The 14,248-nt window shown below is 63.4% G+C and carries 13 protein-coding genes; 6 read left to right on the forward strand and 7 right to left on the reverse strand.

Annotated features, from left to right (window positions below):
* Positions 1-31 precede the first annotated feature (31 nt).
* Genes gspK through gspG form a run of 5 tightly spaced genes read right to left on the reverse strand, consistent with a single transcriptional unit; the run spans position 32 to position 2,919 of the window.
* The gene (gspK, locus tag Q0936_RS20055; RefSeq protein WP_299297316.1) at positions 32-955 is read right to left on the reverse strand and encodes a type II secretion system minor pseudopilin GspK; all 924 of its coding nucleotides are present in this window, start codon (positions 953-955) and stop codon (positions 32-34) included.
* Positions 952-1,617 carry a type II secretion system protein GspJ gene (locus Q0936_RS20060; protein ID WP_299297317.1) on the reverse strand — a complete coding sequence of 222 codons (666 nt, stop codon included), beginning with the start codon at positions 1,615-1,617 and terminating at the stop codon, positions 952-954. The genes gspK and Q0936_RS20060 overlap by 4 nt, the downstream gene beginning before the upstream one ends.
* Positions 1,614-1,988 carry a type II secretion system protein gene (locus tag Q0936_RS20065; RefSeq protein ID WP_299297318.1) on the reverse strand — a complete coding sequence of 125 codons (375 nt, stop codon included), beginning with the start codon at positions 1,986-1,988 and terminating at the stop codon, positions 1,614-1,616. Before Q0936_RS20065 ends, Q0936_RS20060 begins: the two co-directional genes overlap by 4 nt.
* Entirely contained in the window at positions 1,973-2,458 is a 486-nt protein-coding gene (locus tag Q0936_RS20070; RefSeq protein ID WP_299297320.1) for a prepilin-type N-terminal cleavage/methylation domain-containing protein, read from the reverse strand. The genes Q0936_RS20065 and Q0936_RS20070 overlap by 16 nt, the downstream gene beginning before the upstream one ends.
* On the reverse strand, positions 2,443-2,919 hold the full coding sequence (gene gspG, locus Q0936_RS20075) for a type II secretion system major pseudopilin GspG (RefSeq protein ID WP_363323305.1): 477 nt from the start codon (positions 2,917-2,919) through the stop codon (positions 2,443-2,445). The genes Q0936_RS20070 and gspG overlap by 16 nt, the downstream gene beginning before the upstream one ends.
* Positions 2,920-2,990: 71 nt before the next feature.
* On the opposite strand from gspG, the gene Q0936_RS20080 reads away from it, so the two are divergent.
* From Q0936_RS20080 to Q0936_RS20105, 6 genes are all read left to right on the forward strand, one after another.
* Entirely contained in the window at positions 2,991-3,743 is a 753-nt protein-coding gene (locus Q0936_RS20080; RefSeq protein WP_299297321.1) for an A24 family peptidase, read from the forward strand.
* Positions 3,744-3,840: 97 nt separating this feature from the next.
* A complete protein-coding gene (locus Q0936_RS20085) occupies positions 3,841-5,385 on the forward strand; it encodes a hypothetical protein (protein WP_299297323.1) in 1,545 nt (514 codons plus the stop codon).
* The gene (locus tag Q0936_RS20090) at positions 5,382-6,548 is read left to right on the forward strand and encodes a tetratricopeptide repeat protein (RefSeq protein ID WP_299297324.1); all 1,167 of its coding nucleotides are present in this window, start codon (positions 5,382-5,384) and stop codon (positions 6,546-6,548) included. The genes Q0936_RS20085 and Q0936_RS20090 overlap by 4 nt, the downstream gene beginning before the upstream one ends.
* A gap of 152 nt (positions 6,549-6,700) precedes the next feature.
* Positions 6,701-7,114 carry a hypothetical protein gene (locus tag Q0936_RS20095; RefSeq protein WP_299146603.1) on the forward strand — a complete coding sequence of 138 codons (414 nt, stop codon included), beginning with the start codon at positions 6,701-6,703 and terminating at the stop codon, positions 7,112-7,114.
* A 55-nt stretch (positions 7,115-7,169) separates the two neighbouring features.
* The gene (locus tag Q0936_RS20100) at positions 7,170-8,378 is read left to right on the forward strand and encodes a tail fiber domain-containing protein (RefSeq protein ID WP_299297326.1); all 1,209 of its coding nucleotides are present in this window, start codon (positions 7,170-7,172) and stop codon (positions 8,376-8,378) included.
* 146 nt (positions 8,379-8,524) lie between these two features.
* Positions 8,525-11,554, forward strand: coding sequence for an FG-GAP-like repeat-containing protein (locus Q0936_RS20105; protein ID WP_299297327.1), 3,030 nt, complete (start codon positions 8,525-8,527; stop codon positions 11,552-11,554).
* A 69-nt stretch (positions 11,555-11,623) separates the two neighbouring features.
* Here the strand turns inward: Q0936_RS20105 and Q0936_RS20110 are convergent, their stop codons facing one another.
* Both Q0936_RS20110 and Q0936_RS20115 read right to left on the reverse strand, forming a co-directional pair.
* Positions 11,624-12,706 carry a ParB N-terminal domain-containing protein gene (locus Q0936_RS20110; RefSeq protein WP_299297858.1) on the reverse strand — a complete coding sequence of 361 codons (1,083 nt, stop codon included), beginning with the start codon at positions 12,704-12,706 and terminating at the stop codon, positions 11,624-11,626.
* Entirely contained in the window at positions 12,684-14,093 is a 1,410-nt protein-coding gene (locus Q0936_RS20115) for an AAA family ATPase (protein ID WP_299146599.1), read from the reverse strand. Before Q0936_RS20115 ends, Q0936_RS20110 begins: the two co-directional genes overlap by 23 nt.
* Positions 14,094-14,248 lie beyond the last annotated feature (155 nt).

Below are 14,248 nucleotides of genomic sequence, written 5' to 3' on the forward strand. Positions count from 1 at the left end.
CGGGGCGCGGCGGTTCAACCTCATCGCACAGCTAGTCATAGCGCGACACCCGCCATTCCACGTTGATCCCGTTCAAAAGGCCGATCCGTCGGTACAGCACCAGCCGCGTCGCGCGCCGGTCACCGTCCTGTGCCGTGATCTCGGCGAGGAACCAGTTCGAGGACACGGAAAAATTGCCGGGGTTGGGCGCGTCGGGGTCTTCGGGCTGCACCGCCAGACCCAACTCCTGAAAAAAGGTATCGACCGACCCGAACGGCTCTTTGCGCCTGCTTTGCAGCGCGGTGCGCAACCGGCCATCGGATACGCCTGGCAGGGCCGCGGCCAGCGTGTCGAATGTGGCGGTGTTGATGTTGACCGTGCTGTCACCGGGCAGCGCCGCGATATGGGGCTGCAACAGGGCCAGCGTCTCGGGGGACAGTGCGGGAATGGCCGCCAATTGCTCGACCATCAGGATCGGCCCACCCAGCGGCGCAATCGGTGGCGTTGCCGCGTCGAAACCCGCCGTACTGCCAAGCCCTTGCGGCGACACAAAGGCGGCAATGTCGTCCCCCACCTGTTTCGGGATACTCAACCGCGACAGCAAACGATTGAACCCCTCGCGCGCCGCCACGTTGACCGGGTCAGCCAGCCAGTTGACGTTAAAGAGGCCCTGTTGATCGCTGATGCGCCCCGACACAACCCCCCGCGCCAGCGGCACCTCAGCCACATCTGACGCCCAGGCGTCGTCCAGCGTGTCCAGACCACCGCTGCGCAGGTCGCGCATCAGCACCGCGCGACCATAGGCCTCGTATGCCGCCAGCCCCGAGGTCAGAACATCCGCCTCTTGCGCCGCACTCAACCGCATGCGCCCGGATTCCGCCCGCGACAACAACAGGACCGCCGCCGCCGCCATGGCCGCAACCAACACCAGCGCATTGACCAGCACAAAGCCCGCGCTGCGGTGCGGGCGCGTCATCTCAGGCTCTCCAACAGGCGCAGGCTGCCCCAGTCCGGCCCGACCACCGTCACCTCAATCGCCAATGGCAGCGTGCTGAAATAGGCGGCAGGCGGCGCACCTGTGTTGTCCTCGTCCCCCGACACTTCGGCCGTGAGGGCAACAGTGCCCAACGGGGGCGCAGGTCCATCGACCCAGCCCACCCCGTCCCACAGAGTCCGCAGGCGCAACTCGGACACGCCGCGCATCACGACGGTTTCACCGCTGCGCTGCCCGCTGTCCTGCGGGATCAGCGTGGGCCAGTGACGGCGGGTCAGCACACCCTCGACCGGGTCCACGCGCCATTCAACACGGTGCCGGTCGGTATGGGCATCCTCGGCCAGCGGTTGCCCCGCCAGCGACATATCCAGCCCACCCTCCACCTGATCCAGCGCCGAACCGGGCGGCTGGCCCGGCGGATAAAACAGCATCGGCACCGCCGCCGACATGTCATTGCGCAACAACGCGAGCCCCTGCGCCAACGCCGCCGTTCGCGTATCGATCTCGACCAACCGGTCATTGATCCGCAACGTGCCTGTCAGGCTCTGCACCCCCATGACGGCCACAAGGGCAAAGACCGACATCGCCACCACCAGCTCGATCAGGGTCAGACCGGTATCGCGATGGGGGACGGGCTGCCTCATGCCCCCGGCCCTGCCACATAGATCACCATCTGCGCGGCGGCACCGCTTGGCGCGCGCCCGGTGATGGTGATGCGGGTCAGCCCCGCCGCCGTTGGCACCGACGCAGTGTCCAGCGTGATCACCCGGCCCGCCACATCCACCTCCGCAGATAGCGGCACAGACCCCGGCGGCAGGCGCAGCTCGGCTGCGCGGTTGCGCACGGCCAATTGTGCCAGCGTACGATCTTCGGCACCGCCAATGGCAACGCGCGCCTGATCCGTGGCCCGCAGGGCCGCCATGCTGCCCATCGCCAGCACCAGCACAGCCACCGCCAGCTCCAACAGGGTCAGGCCACGATCCCGCCGACCGCTTCGGATCACGCGCCGTCGCATGTCACCATCCCCTCGGCTGTGCCGCGACAGGTCGTGCGCCCCGATCTTTCGTTCCGGCCAAAGGACACGGTGAACTCGGACACCTGCCCATTCGGCAGGATCACGATGTCCGGTGCCTCTGGCCCAGTACGATCGGCCCGACGCAGCACCGTCACACGGTTGCGCCAGCGCACGGCGCGGTCACTCACCTGCCAGCCGTCTTGCGTGCGTGTCGCGATCTGCAGACCACCACGCCCCAGCGCGATCCCAAGGGTCTGGCGACCCTGAATGGCCCGCGCGCGCGTCCGTTCCAAACCGCGCACAAACCGCTGTTGATCCGATAGCGCCGTTGCATCGCCGCTGCGCGCCGCAACCAGGCTGGCACCCGTGGCCAGCACAGCGACAATCGCCACCACAACCACAAGTTCGATCAGCGAAAACCCCGCGCTGCCCGACCGCGGGCTGCGATCAAGGGTCAGCTTCCGCTCCATGATCCTATGTCGGCATTGGCACCGGACCCACCCGAGGCCCCGTCAGCCCCATAGGTGAATACGTCGAACTGCCCATGCACACCCGGCTCGAGGTACTGATAGGGCTGACCCCACGGATCAACAGGCAAGCGGTCGATATAACCGTTGGTCGCATAATTGGCCGGTGCGGGTTCCGAGGTCGGGCGGTTCACCAAAGCGGCAAGGCCCTGCTCTGTTGTCGGATAGCGGAAATTGTCGAGGCGGTAGAGTTCGACCGCGCTGGAAATTGCGGCGATGTCAGACTGCGCACGCGCAGCCCTCGCCTGGTCGGGGCGATCAATCACACGCGGCACGATCACCAGCGCCAGAATAGAAAGGATGACGACTACAACCATAAGTTCCAAAAGGGAAAACCCGGCGTCGCGCTCTGTGCGCCCGTTGGCCTGTCCGTTTGTGTCCCGCATCGCTGTCATCGCACCCATGTCCTGTTTCGCAGATGATAGGCACGGTCACACGGGCTTGTCCATCGCTCGGTGAACAGCGACAAGAAGGGATGACCCCAATCGCCGTTTTCCATGTTCTGCTGCTTGTGATCAGCCCGGTGATCGGGTCCTTTCTGGCGGTTCTGGTTGACCGCCTGCCCCGTGGTCAAAGTGTGGTCATGCCGCCCTCGGCCTGTCGGGCCTGTGACACGCGGCTGCGGACGCGTGACCTGATGCCTGTGCTGTCCTTTGCCCTGTCTCGCGGGCGATGCCGCCACTGTACTGCACCGATCCCGCCCTTCACACTCTATACAGAGCTGTTGGCGATCGGGGCGGCGCTGCTTGCCGTCCTCAACGGGGGCGACATGGCGTTTGTGGCCCTGAATGCGCTGTGGCTCTGGTTGCTGATTGCCTTGGCGATGACCGATCTGTTGTGGTTTCGCCTGCCCGATCTGTTGACCGGGACGCTGGCCGTTGTGGCCTGGGGCTTGGCCATGGCGCCGGGAGGTCCCGGACTGGGCCATGCGGCATGGGGCGTTGCCCTGGGCGTTGGCAGCTTTGCCTTGATCCGCTGGGCCTACGCAAAGGTGCGCGGCCGCGAGGGGCTGGGCCTTGGCGATGTCAAACTGATGATCGGGCTGGGCGCATTTGCCGGTCCCTTTGCCCTGCCTCATCTGGTGCTGTTTGCCTCGCTCTTTGCGCTGGCCGGGGCGCTCGCAACGCGCCACACCACGGACGGGATGGCCGCCACGCGCCCCCTGCCCTTCGGGACGGCCCTCTGTGCGGCGGCGGCGCTGCTTTGGCTGATGCGCGCGGCGGGCTGACACAGATCGCACTTGCAGTTGCGCAAAGCCTTGCGATTGTGGACAATATACACCGCTGCACCTTCACCCATATTTCAAACGGGCCAAAGATATTTTGATGACAGTTTTTCGCCGCCTCACCACTGCCATGGCCCTCTGCGCCACAACGGCATTTGCCCAAACCGACGGATTGCCGGACACCGTGGTCTCCGCGCTCGAAGCACGTGATTTCACCACGGCACGGGCGGCGTTGATGCCGCTGGCCGAGGATGCGGACAACCTCACGGCACAGTTCCGTCTGGCCGCTCTGCTGTTGCAGGGACAGGGCGGGCCACGCGACACGGACGGCGCCGTCGCCATGTTGCGCGCCGCTGCCGAGGCGGGATATGCGCCCGCCGGTCTGCTGCTGGGACGCATTTATCTGACGGGTGGCTCTACCGGTGTGGACCGCGATCCTGCGCAAGCGGCGGCGCTCCTCGACCCCTTTGCCACAAACGGCAACGCCGAGGCACAGTATTACATGGCCCTCCTGCTCGCCCTTGGTGAGGGCGTGGCACAGGACACCGACCGCGCGCTGATGCTGTTGCGCGGTGCCGCCGACCAAGACCACACCGAGGCGCAATATGAGTTGAGCAAGGTCCTCTCGCGCGGGCCAGATGCGCAGGATAATGCCCAAGAGGCGCTGAAATGGCTGACCGCCGCCGCAAGCAATGGCCACGTCGAGGGCCAGTATTTCCTCGCCCTCGCCTTTGACATGGGCAACGGCGTGCAGATGGACAAACCCGCCGCGCTTGACTGGTATCGCCGCGCCGCCGAAGGCGGGCTGCCCATCGCACAACGCACCCTCGGCACCAAATACCTGACCGGACAGGACGACACCGACCCAAACCCGGACGAAGCCCTGCGCTGGCTCACCGCCGCGGCAGAGGCAGGTGACCCCGGCGGCATGATGAACCTCGCCATGGCTTACGGCGGCACCGGCGGTGTGCCTCAAAACGACGCTGCCGCACTGCAATGGCTGCAAAAGGCGTCTGACAGCGGGCTGGCGCGGGCGACGTTCGTCCTCGCGCACTATACCGAAACCGGGCGCGGTATGGCGGCTGACGTCCGCGAAGCCGCCCTTTTGTACCGCAAGGCCAGCGAACAGGGCCACGCCGACGCAGGCACGCGCCTTGGACAACTGGTGGGCCAAGGCGTGCTCGACAGCCATATACCGCCCCACATGGCCGTTCCCTGGGCGCGACTGGCCGCTGAAAACGGCGACGACGGCGCGCGGAACTGGCTCATGAAACAGGCCGATGACGCTCTGCGCCCGGCGCAGGCCACATATGGACACCTGCTGCTGCATGTGGACAAGGACGCCGCCGCCGCCCTACCCTATCTGACCGCCGCCGCAGAGGCGGGCGACGTGGCCTCGCAATTCGAAGTCGGCACGCTTTACGCCACGGGCAATGGTGTGGACCTGAACTATGAACAGGCCCACGCCTGGTTCAACATCGCCGCCACCAGCGGCCACGCAGCCGCCACCACGCAACGCGATGCCCTTGGCAACCTGATGACACCGGACCAGATCAGCGCCGCACAGGACATCACACGCACCTTCTTTGCCACCGCGTCCGACCGCCTGCCCGCGAACGTCGCCAAACAACGCACACAGCCATGAAACCCGCGTTCATTGCCCTTGCGCTGACCCTTGCGCTGGTCGGGCCAACATCGGCCCAAACCACGCCCGTGCCACTGACCACACTGCAATCCGCAGCCCAGAGCGGCGCACCCGACGCACAACTGGCCCTCGCCCTGCGCTACCTGAACGGCGACGGCGTCCTGCAAAATCACGCAACGGCGGCGCAATGGCTGACCGCGGCCGCGCAGGCCGGAAATGCAGAGGCACAGAACCGCCTCGGCCAGCTCTATTTCGAAGGGCTGGGCGTCGCACAGAACACCGCCACCGCGCGCGACCTGCTGACCCGCGCCGCACAGTCAGGTACCCCGCAATACCTGTTCGATCTGGGCATCGTACTGGAGGCAAGCGGCGACGCAACCGCCGCCGCTGAACGCTATGAACAGGCGGCAGCATCAGGGCATCCTGACGCTGCAACCAGCCTTGGCGTGATGTACCACAACGGCACCGGTCGGCCACAGGACCTCAACCGTGCCCGCGCCCTCTATGAACAGGCGACGGCCCAAAACCACCCGCGCGCGCTCAACAATCTGGGCCTGCTCTATGTGCGCGGCGAAGGCGTGGACCAGGACTATGCCCGCGCTGCCGACTATTTCCAGCGCGCCGCCGAACTGGGGCTGCGCACGGCCATGACCAACCTCGGCGTGCTCTACGAAAACGCGCTTGGCGTGCCTCTGAACGAAGAACTGGCACAGGATCTCTACCGGCTGGGCGGGTCAGGTGGCACCGGCGGGACGCTGGCCAGTTTTGTCTATGACCCTCGCCTGCGCGCGCCCGAAGAAACGGCGGACGCCATCCGGAACATGACCGAACTGGCGGATGCGGGCGACCCCATCGCCATGTTCCAAACCGCCTGGCTGCTTGCCACCAACCCCGAGCGGGATTTCCAGATGCTGCGCGCCGCAGCGCACCTGTTTGCCATCACCGCCGAACAGGGACACGGGCCATCCATGGCCAATCTCAGCCTGATGTATTTCCGGGGTCAGGGTCAGCCGCAGGATTACGTGTTGGGACAGATGTGGCTGCTACTGGCGCAACGCGCAGGCGTCGACACCGCCGCCCTGACAGCCGAATTCGGGCGCCAACCCAGCATCAAACAGATCACACAAGCCCAGACTTTGGCGCAGGAACACATTTCCCGCTAAACGAGAATCGCTCTGAAATGACAGAAGTTCTTGGCAAAAAGGTCTGCTTTGCGTTAACCTTTTGGTCAAAGTTTATTCGTTAACATTTTTTTAATACTCACTCATCCGACCTGCGCCACATCCACCCGTTTCACCCGCAAGAGGAGCTGGACATGTCTCGAACACTTATGACCGCTGCACTTTGCCTGTCGCTTTTGGGCGGCGTCGCGCACGCAGATGCGCCGCAACCGGTGCAACAGAACAATTCATCCGCTGTCTGGTTCGAAAACTGGGGCACGCTCAGCAACGCAACCATGACCATCCGCACCCCACAAGGTGAGGTATCACAGATTTTTGCCGCATCCGGCACACCGGTGTTCGAACTGCGCGGCCAAGAGATCGTCGACGGCGTCTATCGGTACGAACTGTCCGCCGCGACCAAGGAAACAAAGAAAATAACCAACAAAATCAATGACGGACGCGGGGATGCCTCGCGCGACGAAGCTGCCGTGCCCTTCAACGCATCCGGCGTGTTCATCGTGTCACGCGGGGTGATCGTCAAACCCGAAGACATCAAAGAAGAATAACCAAACAAGCCCAGGCAAAACGGGCGCAAGTCACAAGAAAATATTGGAGAGGACAATGAAAATTTCACTCAAAACCTTTGGGCGCAGCGCGGCACTCGGAACAACGGCGTTGTGCCTGATGTCTGGCGCAGCCGCTGCACAGCAAGTGTTCACATCCGACGTGATTGTCGATGGTAGCCTGTGTGTCGGCATTGATTGCGCATCAGGCGAATCATTTGGGTCCGATACGATCCGGCTCAAGGAAAACAACCTGCGGATACATTTCGACGACACATCGTCATCCGCGTCCTTCCCCGCCAACGACTGGCGTCTGGTGGCCAACGACCAAACCAACGGCGGCGCCAACTACTTCGCGATTGAGGACTCCACCGTAGGACGTATCCCTTTCCGGGTCGAAGCAGGCGCAATCGCCAACGCGCTTTACGTAGACAACGAAGGCGATGTCGGGATTGGCACGGCCTCGCCGGTTGTCGAAGTGCACGCGGTTGACGGCAACAGCCCGACCTACCGTCTGGAACAGGATGGATCGGCCGGTTTCCAAGCCCAGACATGGGACATCGCCGGCAACGAAACGAACTTTTTCGTCCGAAACGTGACCAATGGCAGCGACCTGCCCTTCCGCATCTTCCCCGATGCAGGCGACGATGCCCTTGTGCTGCGCAATGACCGGGTTGGCGTCAACACCGACAACCCCACCACCACGATGGATATCCGCAGCAGCAGCAGCGATACTACCAATGTCCGCATTTCGGACTCCAGCGGGTCCGGCACCGCACAGCTGTTGACGCTGGAAAACAACGGCGGCGCGCAGCTGTTCCTGAACAATACGACCAGGACAGACGCGCAGTGGCTGTTCAGCGCTGGCCGATCGCTGATCCTCGCCTCGTCCGACAGCACGGCGGACCGTCAGTTCGAACTGGAAAACAACGGCAACCTGGAAATCCAGGGCACCCTGACCGAAAGCTCGGACAAGAACCGCAAAATGGCGATCGAGCCGGTCAACCCGACCGAAATCCTCGCCAAGGTGCGTGACATGCCCGTCGCCGAATGGACGTATATCCATGACGCCGAAGAAGGCATTCGCCACATCGGCCCGATGGCGCAGGACTTCTACGCCGCCTTCGGCACAGGTGCATCGGACACAGGCATTTCCACGCTCGATTCCTCTGGCGTCGCGCTGGCCGCGATCCAGGCGCTGAGTGCGGAAAACGCGGCCCTTCAGGCCCGTCTCGACGCGATCGAATCGCAGCTCGCTCAGGACTGATCGCGCCTGCCACACTGCTTTGAAACGGGCGCGCCGGTCGCGCCCGTTTTCACGTCTGACACAGCCGTGACCACACCCCGCAACACCCTTGCATTTGGACGATCAGACGCCACACTGATCCCACCCAAACCCGGAGACGCCCCCAGATGGATCGGTTTATCCAGCATCCCTACGAGAAACGCTTTGTCCTCGCCGCGCTGATCATCGTCGCGCTGGCCTACCTGTTCTGGACCGGCTCCCGCTATCCGGCACTCGACGAAAAGGCGATGATGTCCGGCGCCATCCAGCTCGAGGATCCCCTCAGCTTCGAGGCCCGCTTTATGCTGACCGAGGGGATGGGCCTGCTGGAACGCATCTTCTGGACCACGCTCAACTGGATCGACACCAACAAAAAGGGGATGACATTCGGCATCCTGCTGGCCGCGGCGTTCCTCACCCTTATGCCCTACGTCAAACAGCGCAGCTTTCGCGGCGGCTTTTCCAACTCCCTTCTGGGGCTGCTGATCGGGACACCGCTGGGCGTCTGCGTCAACTGCGCGGCCCCCATCGCGCGGGGGATGTACGCATCGGGCATGCGCGCCGAAACGACGCTCAGCGCGATGATCGCCTCGCCCACTCTGAATATCGTTGTGCTGACCATGCTGTTCAGCCTCGTGCCCTTCTACATGGCCGTGACCAAGATCGCCCTCAGCCTCGTCGTCATCCTCATCGCCGTGCCGCTGATCTGCCGCTTCCTGCCTCAAACCGAACTGCCCGAGGACGAAATCACCTGCCCCCTGCCCGCGCCCATCTCCGCACGTGGCCCAGGTGCCGAAGGTCTGGGCACGGCGCTGTCCAGCGTCGTGACCAGCTATGCCGCGAACCTTTGGTACATCATCAAGATGACCGTGCCCCTGATGCTACTGGCGGGCCTGTTGGGGGCCATCACCGCGACGTTGCTACCGCAAGACCTGATTGTGGGTCTGGGCTTTAGCCTCGGCATCGTGGTGCTGATCGCGCTGATCGGGCTGTTCCTGCCCGTCCCCATCGCCTTTGACGTGGTCATCACCGGCGCACTGCTCGGGGCCGGGATTGCCCATGGCTACGTGATGACACTGCTGTTCACGCTGGGCATCTTTTCGGTCTACTCGTTCTTTATCGTGACGCAGTCGGTGGGCCGCCGCGCCGCATGGCTGATGTCTGCCGTGGTTGTCGTGCTGGGCATCGCCGCCGGGATCGGCGCGCACACCTACCACGGCTGGCAAACGCAACGCGCACTCGACCTGCTGCTGAACGCCGAAAACGCGCAAACCCCCGGCTGGGGTGCCGCCCATGCCGCTACCCCCGGCATCACCGTCACACAGACCCCGCTCGCGGCCCCCTCGCCTGCCGCCGACACCCCCTTTACCCGGATCGAAGCGTCCACCATCGGCATCGACAAACCCATCGAATTTTCCATGCGCGACATGTGGCCCCCCTTCTGGGAAGGGCGCAGCCTGTCCTCTGCCGACATCGACCGTGACGGCGACCTCGACCTGGTGATCGCATCCACCGAAGAGGGGCTCTATTTCTACGACAACGACGGAACGGGCCAGTTTACGCGTACACAGTTCGACCTTGGCCCGCTGGCGGATCTGCACGTGTTCAACGCTGTATTGGCGGATCAGGACAATGACGGCTGGCCCGACCTCTTTATCGCCACGTACCTCTCGGGCAACTACACGTGGCGCAACGCAGGCGGGTCATTCGACACCACGTCCCCCCAGCCCGTGCCAACCTCACACGACGCACCGATCGCCTTGGCGCTCACCCTTGCCGACCCGGACCGCGACGGCGACCTCGACATCGCCCTGGGCCACTGGGCCGCAGGCTGGTATCGCCGCATCCCCGGCGAGGAATCGCGCAACGCAATACTATGGAACAAAAACGGAACATTTTCACAGCAAACCGCCCTGCCCGGCATCCCAGGCGAAACGCTGTCTATCCTGTTCACCGACTTTGACACCGACGGCACAACCGACCTGATTGTCGGCAACGACTTTGACATCCCCGACTATTTCTACCGTGGCGACGGGTCCGGCGGGTTCGACATGCTGGCGCACGACAGCGGGTTGATCCCACATACCACAACCACCACAATGTCCGTCAAAACGGCCGATCTGCACAATACCGGGCGGCCAGACATCTACCTCGCCCAAATCGCGGGCCGGTCCTCCGGCGTCTCCGAGACGCTCAAGATGCAGCCGCTGTCCCAATACTGCGACCTGATCGAAAACACGTCCGAGCGCGCAATATGTGACACTAACATGGGGATAAAGGCGTGGTATCGCTCGGGGAACAACTTTGACCCGACCTATGCCTCCGAATGTCAGTCGCTCACCGGGCGCTATGCGGGCGAATGTCGGGCCATGCTGGTCAAGGATCTGGCGATCCAGAAACGTGACGCCTCGCTCTGCGCCCTCATTCCCGTGGATCAACCGATCCCCCGCGCCTACTGCGATCTGCATTTCAAACCATCCCGCAACGCCACCGCAGACGAAATTGCGCTGACGCACCCGCAAATCCTGCGCTCAAACGTGCTGCTGTCGTGGCAGGACACCGCCTTTGCCGATCAGGCCGAGGCGCAGGGCCTCGACGTCGGCGGTTGGAGCTGGGACACCAAGATTTTCGATGCCGATCACGACGGCTTTCAGGACGTCTACATCGTCAACGGCACATGGGTCCCGAACGAGGTGTCGCCCTCCAATCTGTTTTTTCACAACAACGGCAACGGCACCTTTGCCGAGGAATCCGGCCCCTTCGGCCTCGAAGACTACCTGATGACCGCCGCCGCCACGACCTTCGACATCGACAACGATGGCGATCTCGACATCGTCACGCACCCGGTCAACGGCCCGCTGACGGTGTTCCGCAACAACACGCAGGCACCGGGCGTTGTGGTGGCCCTACAGGACCTTAAGGGCAACCGTGACGGCATTGGTGCGCTGGTGACCCTCACAGACGACACAGGCGCCTCTCAGAGCCGCGAAATACAGCTTGGCGGTGGGTTCATGTCCTTCGACGCCCCACGGGTTCACTTTGGGCTGCCACGGGGCCGCACAGCCACCGGGATGACGGTCCGCTGGCCCGACGGGTCGGTGTCGGAGTTGGACGGCCCCTTTGCCAGCGGAAATTTGCACACCGTCACTCGAAACTAGACCCTAACAAGGAGGTTTCGGCTGTTTCGCAGATAGGTTTCGCGCGCGAAACCGCCGGTGATATGGGCTTCAGATTTCTTCCAGCAGGAACCGGATACGGTCCATCACCTGTTCAATCAGCTCGTCGTTGACATGGGTGCCGCGCAGCCGAATGGCATAGCCGTCTTCGGTCTGCACCTTCTCCATCGTGACGCGATTGGCCAGCCGCACAGGCGCGGACCGCTCGACCACCTTGCGCGGCCGCCCGCCCCGTTTCGGGTCCGGGCCATCGCCTTCGGCGCTTTCGATGATCGGCTCCAGCACCAGCCATTCATCCGCCGGCGTGTCGACCGCATGGCTCTCCAATGCCTGACGCATCGCCTCCGCATGACCCGCCCGCAGCCCGCCCGCAATCCGCAGGCATTGCCGCTCCGTCAGGCGCGGCCCATAGCGCAGCATGTCGCCCAGTTCCTCGTGCACCAAGGCAAAGGACCGGACCTTGGATCGCTTCGCCTTGGAGGCTGAGGAAAACAGCGCGTTCACCGCGTCATCCACCGATGCAAAGACCCCGTCATGCACCGCAATCGCCGCCGCCCTGCCCCGCTCGTACTGGCTCAAACCGGTGCGAATTTCGTTCTCTTCGATCATCGCAACGACCGCGTCTGCCAACGTATCCGGCGCCCGGACGAAGGCCGGAATGGTCGTGTGCCGCTCCCCCCCCGACAGCGCGTTCAACTCACGCACAGCGGCCAATCTGCGAAAGCCTGAAATCAGCGCAAATTTGCCCGCCGCATCAGGGTTGGTCGGCTCGAACACTTCAATGGGCAGCCGCACGCCGTGCTCGGCGATTGAGCGGCGCAGTTCGGCCATGTCTTCTTCGTTCAGGTCAACGCGGTCCCGACTGAGGGCGTCCGACGTGATGTCGTGGATCGGCAATTCCACCACCACCAATCCCCGCGCACGGGCCTGTCGCAGGGCCTCTGCATCGGCGCGGTCGCGGGCGTTTTCCTCGCGCAGGTGTTGGGGCAAAGGATCCGAACGGCTGGCCGCATCGGCGACCACATCCGCAATCGGTGCCCGTGGACTGCGGGGCGTGGTTTCGCGCGCGAAACCCTCTTCGATCTCCTTCAATGCCTCGGCGGAAGGGACCTCAAGCTGTCTGCGTTTCGCCATTCTGGGCCTCCGTCATCTTGCGTTCCTGATCGTCCCGCCACCACGCACCCAGCAGGATTTCCTTGAACTCCGCATAGGTCAGGTCAAACGTCTCGCGCCCACGGGTATATGTCTCGCGGTTGAAGTCGCGATAGTCGGCCTCGTAGATGCCGCTGACCGTCTCGCCGGCCTGCCCGACCATCGCGGTGTATTCCTGTCGGTAGGCGTTGGTCATGTCGCCGAAATAGGCTTGGATCACGTTGGCCAAATCCGTCTGCTGGCTGGCGTCAAAACGGGTGATGATCGCCCGGACCACGTCCCATTCAAACTTCATTTCCGGCAGTCCACTGCGCCGCCGCGCAGCGTTTTCACCGTCCTCGATCGAGGCAAAGGTGGAGTAGAGCATGTCAAAGAATCGGCCCGTGGAATCGAATTCCAGGAACGAGGCGCCAAGGGGAACAAGGATGATGTCCGCCGCAGCCAAAGCGTTGATCGTCAGATAGCCGAGGGCAGGGGGCGTATCGAGCAGGACGATGTCGTAATCATCCAGCGCACCGCCTTCGTCAAGGGCGGAAGAGAGCGCATCCCAGAGCGCCCACTGCCGCAACGCCATACGCCAGACCGGGATCTGAAATTCGGCCCAATAGAGGTTGAGCTGCGCACCGATCAGATCAATGTTGGGCCAGTGGGTTTTCTGCACGACGTTTCGCAACGAAACCTGTTTTGCCTCTGTTAGAGTCTCATCCAGCGGGATTTCCGGGTCACCGGCGGCGGCCCTGATCCGGTTTTCCGCCTCGACCTGGACCGCATAGTCGCGGGCCAAGAGCGGAAATACTGTCTGCCATTCGTCCTCGACCTGACCACCCATGATCGAGGTCATCGACCCTTGGCTGTCCAGATCAATCACAAGCACTTTGTACCCATCGAGGGCCGCAGACATGGCCAGGTGCGCGGCGGTGCTGGTCTTGCCCACGCCGCCCTTGAAGTTGGCGACGGCGACGACCTTGGCGGGTAGTCCTTCGGGCCGGTAGGGACGGTATTCCTTGGTGCTGACCCCTTCTTGGGCAAAGTGGTCGCGGAGGGTCAGGATCTCTTCGAGGCTGAAGCGTTTGGCGTTGCCGGACCCTTCGCCCTGGGGCAGTTCCGGGTGCTTGTTGAGGACCCGACGCAGGTGGGCAGGGGCCACGGGGATCAGATAGCGGCAAACTTCCCAGGTGGAGAATTTGCGGAGCTTCTTGCGGCCATCCGGGGCGTATCCACGCTTGGCCAGATCATCGCGACCACGTCCGGCAAAGGCGGCGGCCTTGGCGAATCGGGCGGTGTCGACGGGGTCATTCAGCTTGGCCGCGGCGGCCTCGGGATCGAGATTGAAATAGGGGGGCAGGGGGGGCTGCTGTTTTCTGTCCATGTGCGGGTGCCTCAAGCAGATCGTATTTTTTCTACGTTATCGCGTGGATCATCGCACATCTTTGGAAAATTGTGAAATGGCAAAGGCAGCAGCACATTGAAACGACTGGTTCCGGTTTCGCAGGCGAAACCAGCGCCAAATCACCATATCATGCA

It is taken from the genome of uncultured Tateyamaria sp., from assembly GCF_947488715.1.
GTDB lineage: Bacteria > Pseudomonadota > Alphaproteobacteria > Rhodobacterales > Rhodobacteraceae > Tateyamaria.

Excerpts from the sequence above, each read along its gene's own strand:
- gspK (WP_299297316.1), bottom strand. The coding sequence starts at position 955 with ATGACGCGCCCGCACCGCAGCGCGGGCTTTGTGCTGGTCAATGCGCTG.
- Q0936_RS20060 (WP_299297317.1), bottom strand. The coding sequence starts at position 1,617 with ATGAGGCAGCCCGTCCCCCATCGCGATACCGGTCTGACCCTGATCGAG.
- Q0936_RS20065 (WP_299297318.1), bottom strand. The coding sequence starts at position 1,988 with ATGCGACGGCGCGTGATCCGAAGCGGTCGGCGGGATCGTGGCCTGACC.
- Q0936_RS20070 (WP_299297320.1), bottom strand. The coding sequence starts at position 2,458 with ATGGAGCGGAAGCTGACCCTTGATCGCAGCCCGCGGTCGGGCAGCGCG.
- gspG (WP_363323305.1), bottom strand. The coding sequence starts at position 2,919 with ATGGGTGCGATGACAGCGATGCGGGACACAAACGGACAGGCCAACGGG.
- Q0936_RS20080 (WP_299297321.1), top strand. The coding sequence starts at position 2,991 with ATGACCCCAATCGCCGTTTTCCATGTTCTGCTGCTTGTGATCAGCCCG.
- Q0936_RS20085 (WP_299297323.1), top strand. The coding sequence starts at position 3,841 with ATGACAGTTTTTCGCCGCCTCACCACTGCCATGGCCCTCTGCGCCACA.
- Q0936_RS20090 (WP_299297324.1), top strand. The coding sequence starts at position 5,382 with ATGAAACCCGCGTTCATTGCCCTTGCGCTGACCCTTGCGCTGGTCGGG.
- Q0936_RS20095 (WP_299146603.1), top strand. The coding sequence starts at position 6,701 with ATGTCTCGAACACTTATGACCGCTGCACTTTGCCTGTCGCTTTTGGGC.
- Q0936_RS20100 (WP_299297326.1), top strand. The coding sequence starts at position 7,170 with ATGAAAATTTCACTCAAAACCTTTGGGCGCAGCGCGGCACTCGGAACA.
- Q0936_RS20105 (WP_299297327.1), top strand. The coding sequence starts at position 8,525 with ATGGATCGGTTTATCCAGCATCCCTACGAGAAACGCTTTGTCCTCGCC.
- Q0936_RS20110 (WP_299297858.1), bottom strand. The coding sequence starts at position 12,706 with ATGGCGAAACGCAGACAGCTTGAGGTCCCTTCCGCCGAGGCATTGAAG.
- Q0936_RS20115 (WP_299146599.1), bottom strand. The coding sequence starts at position 14,093 with ATGGACAGAAAACAGCAGCCCCCCCTGCCCCCCTATTTCAATCTCGAT.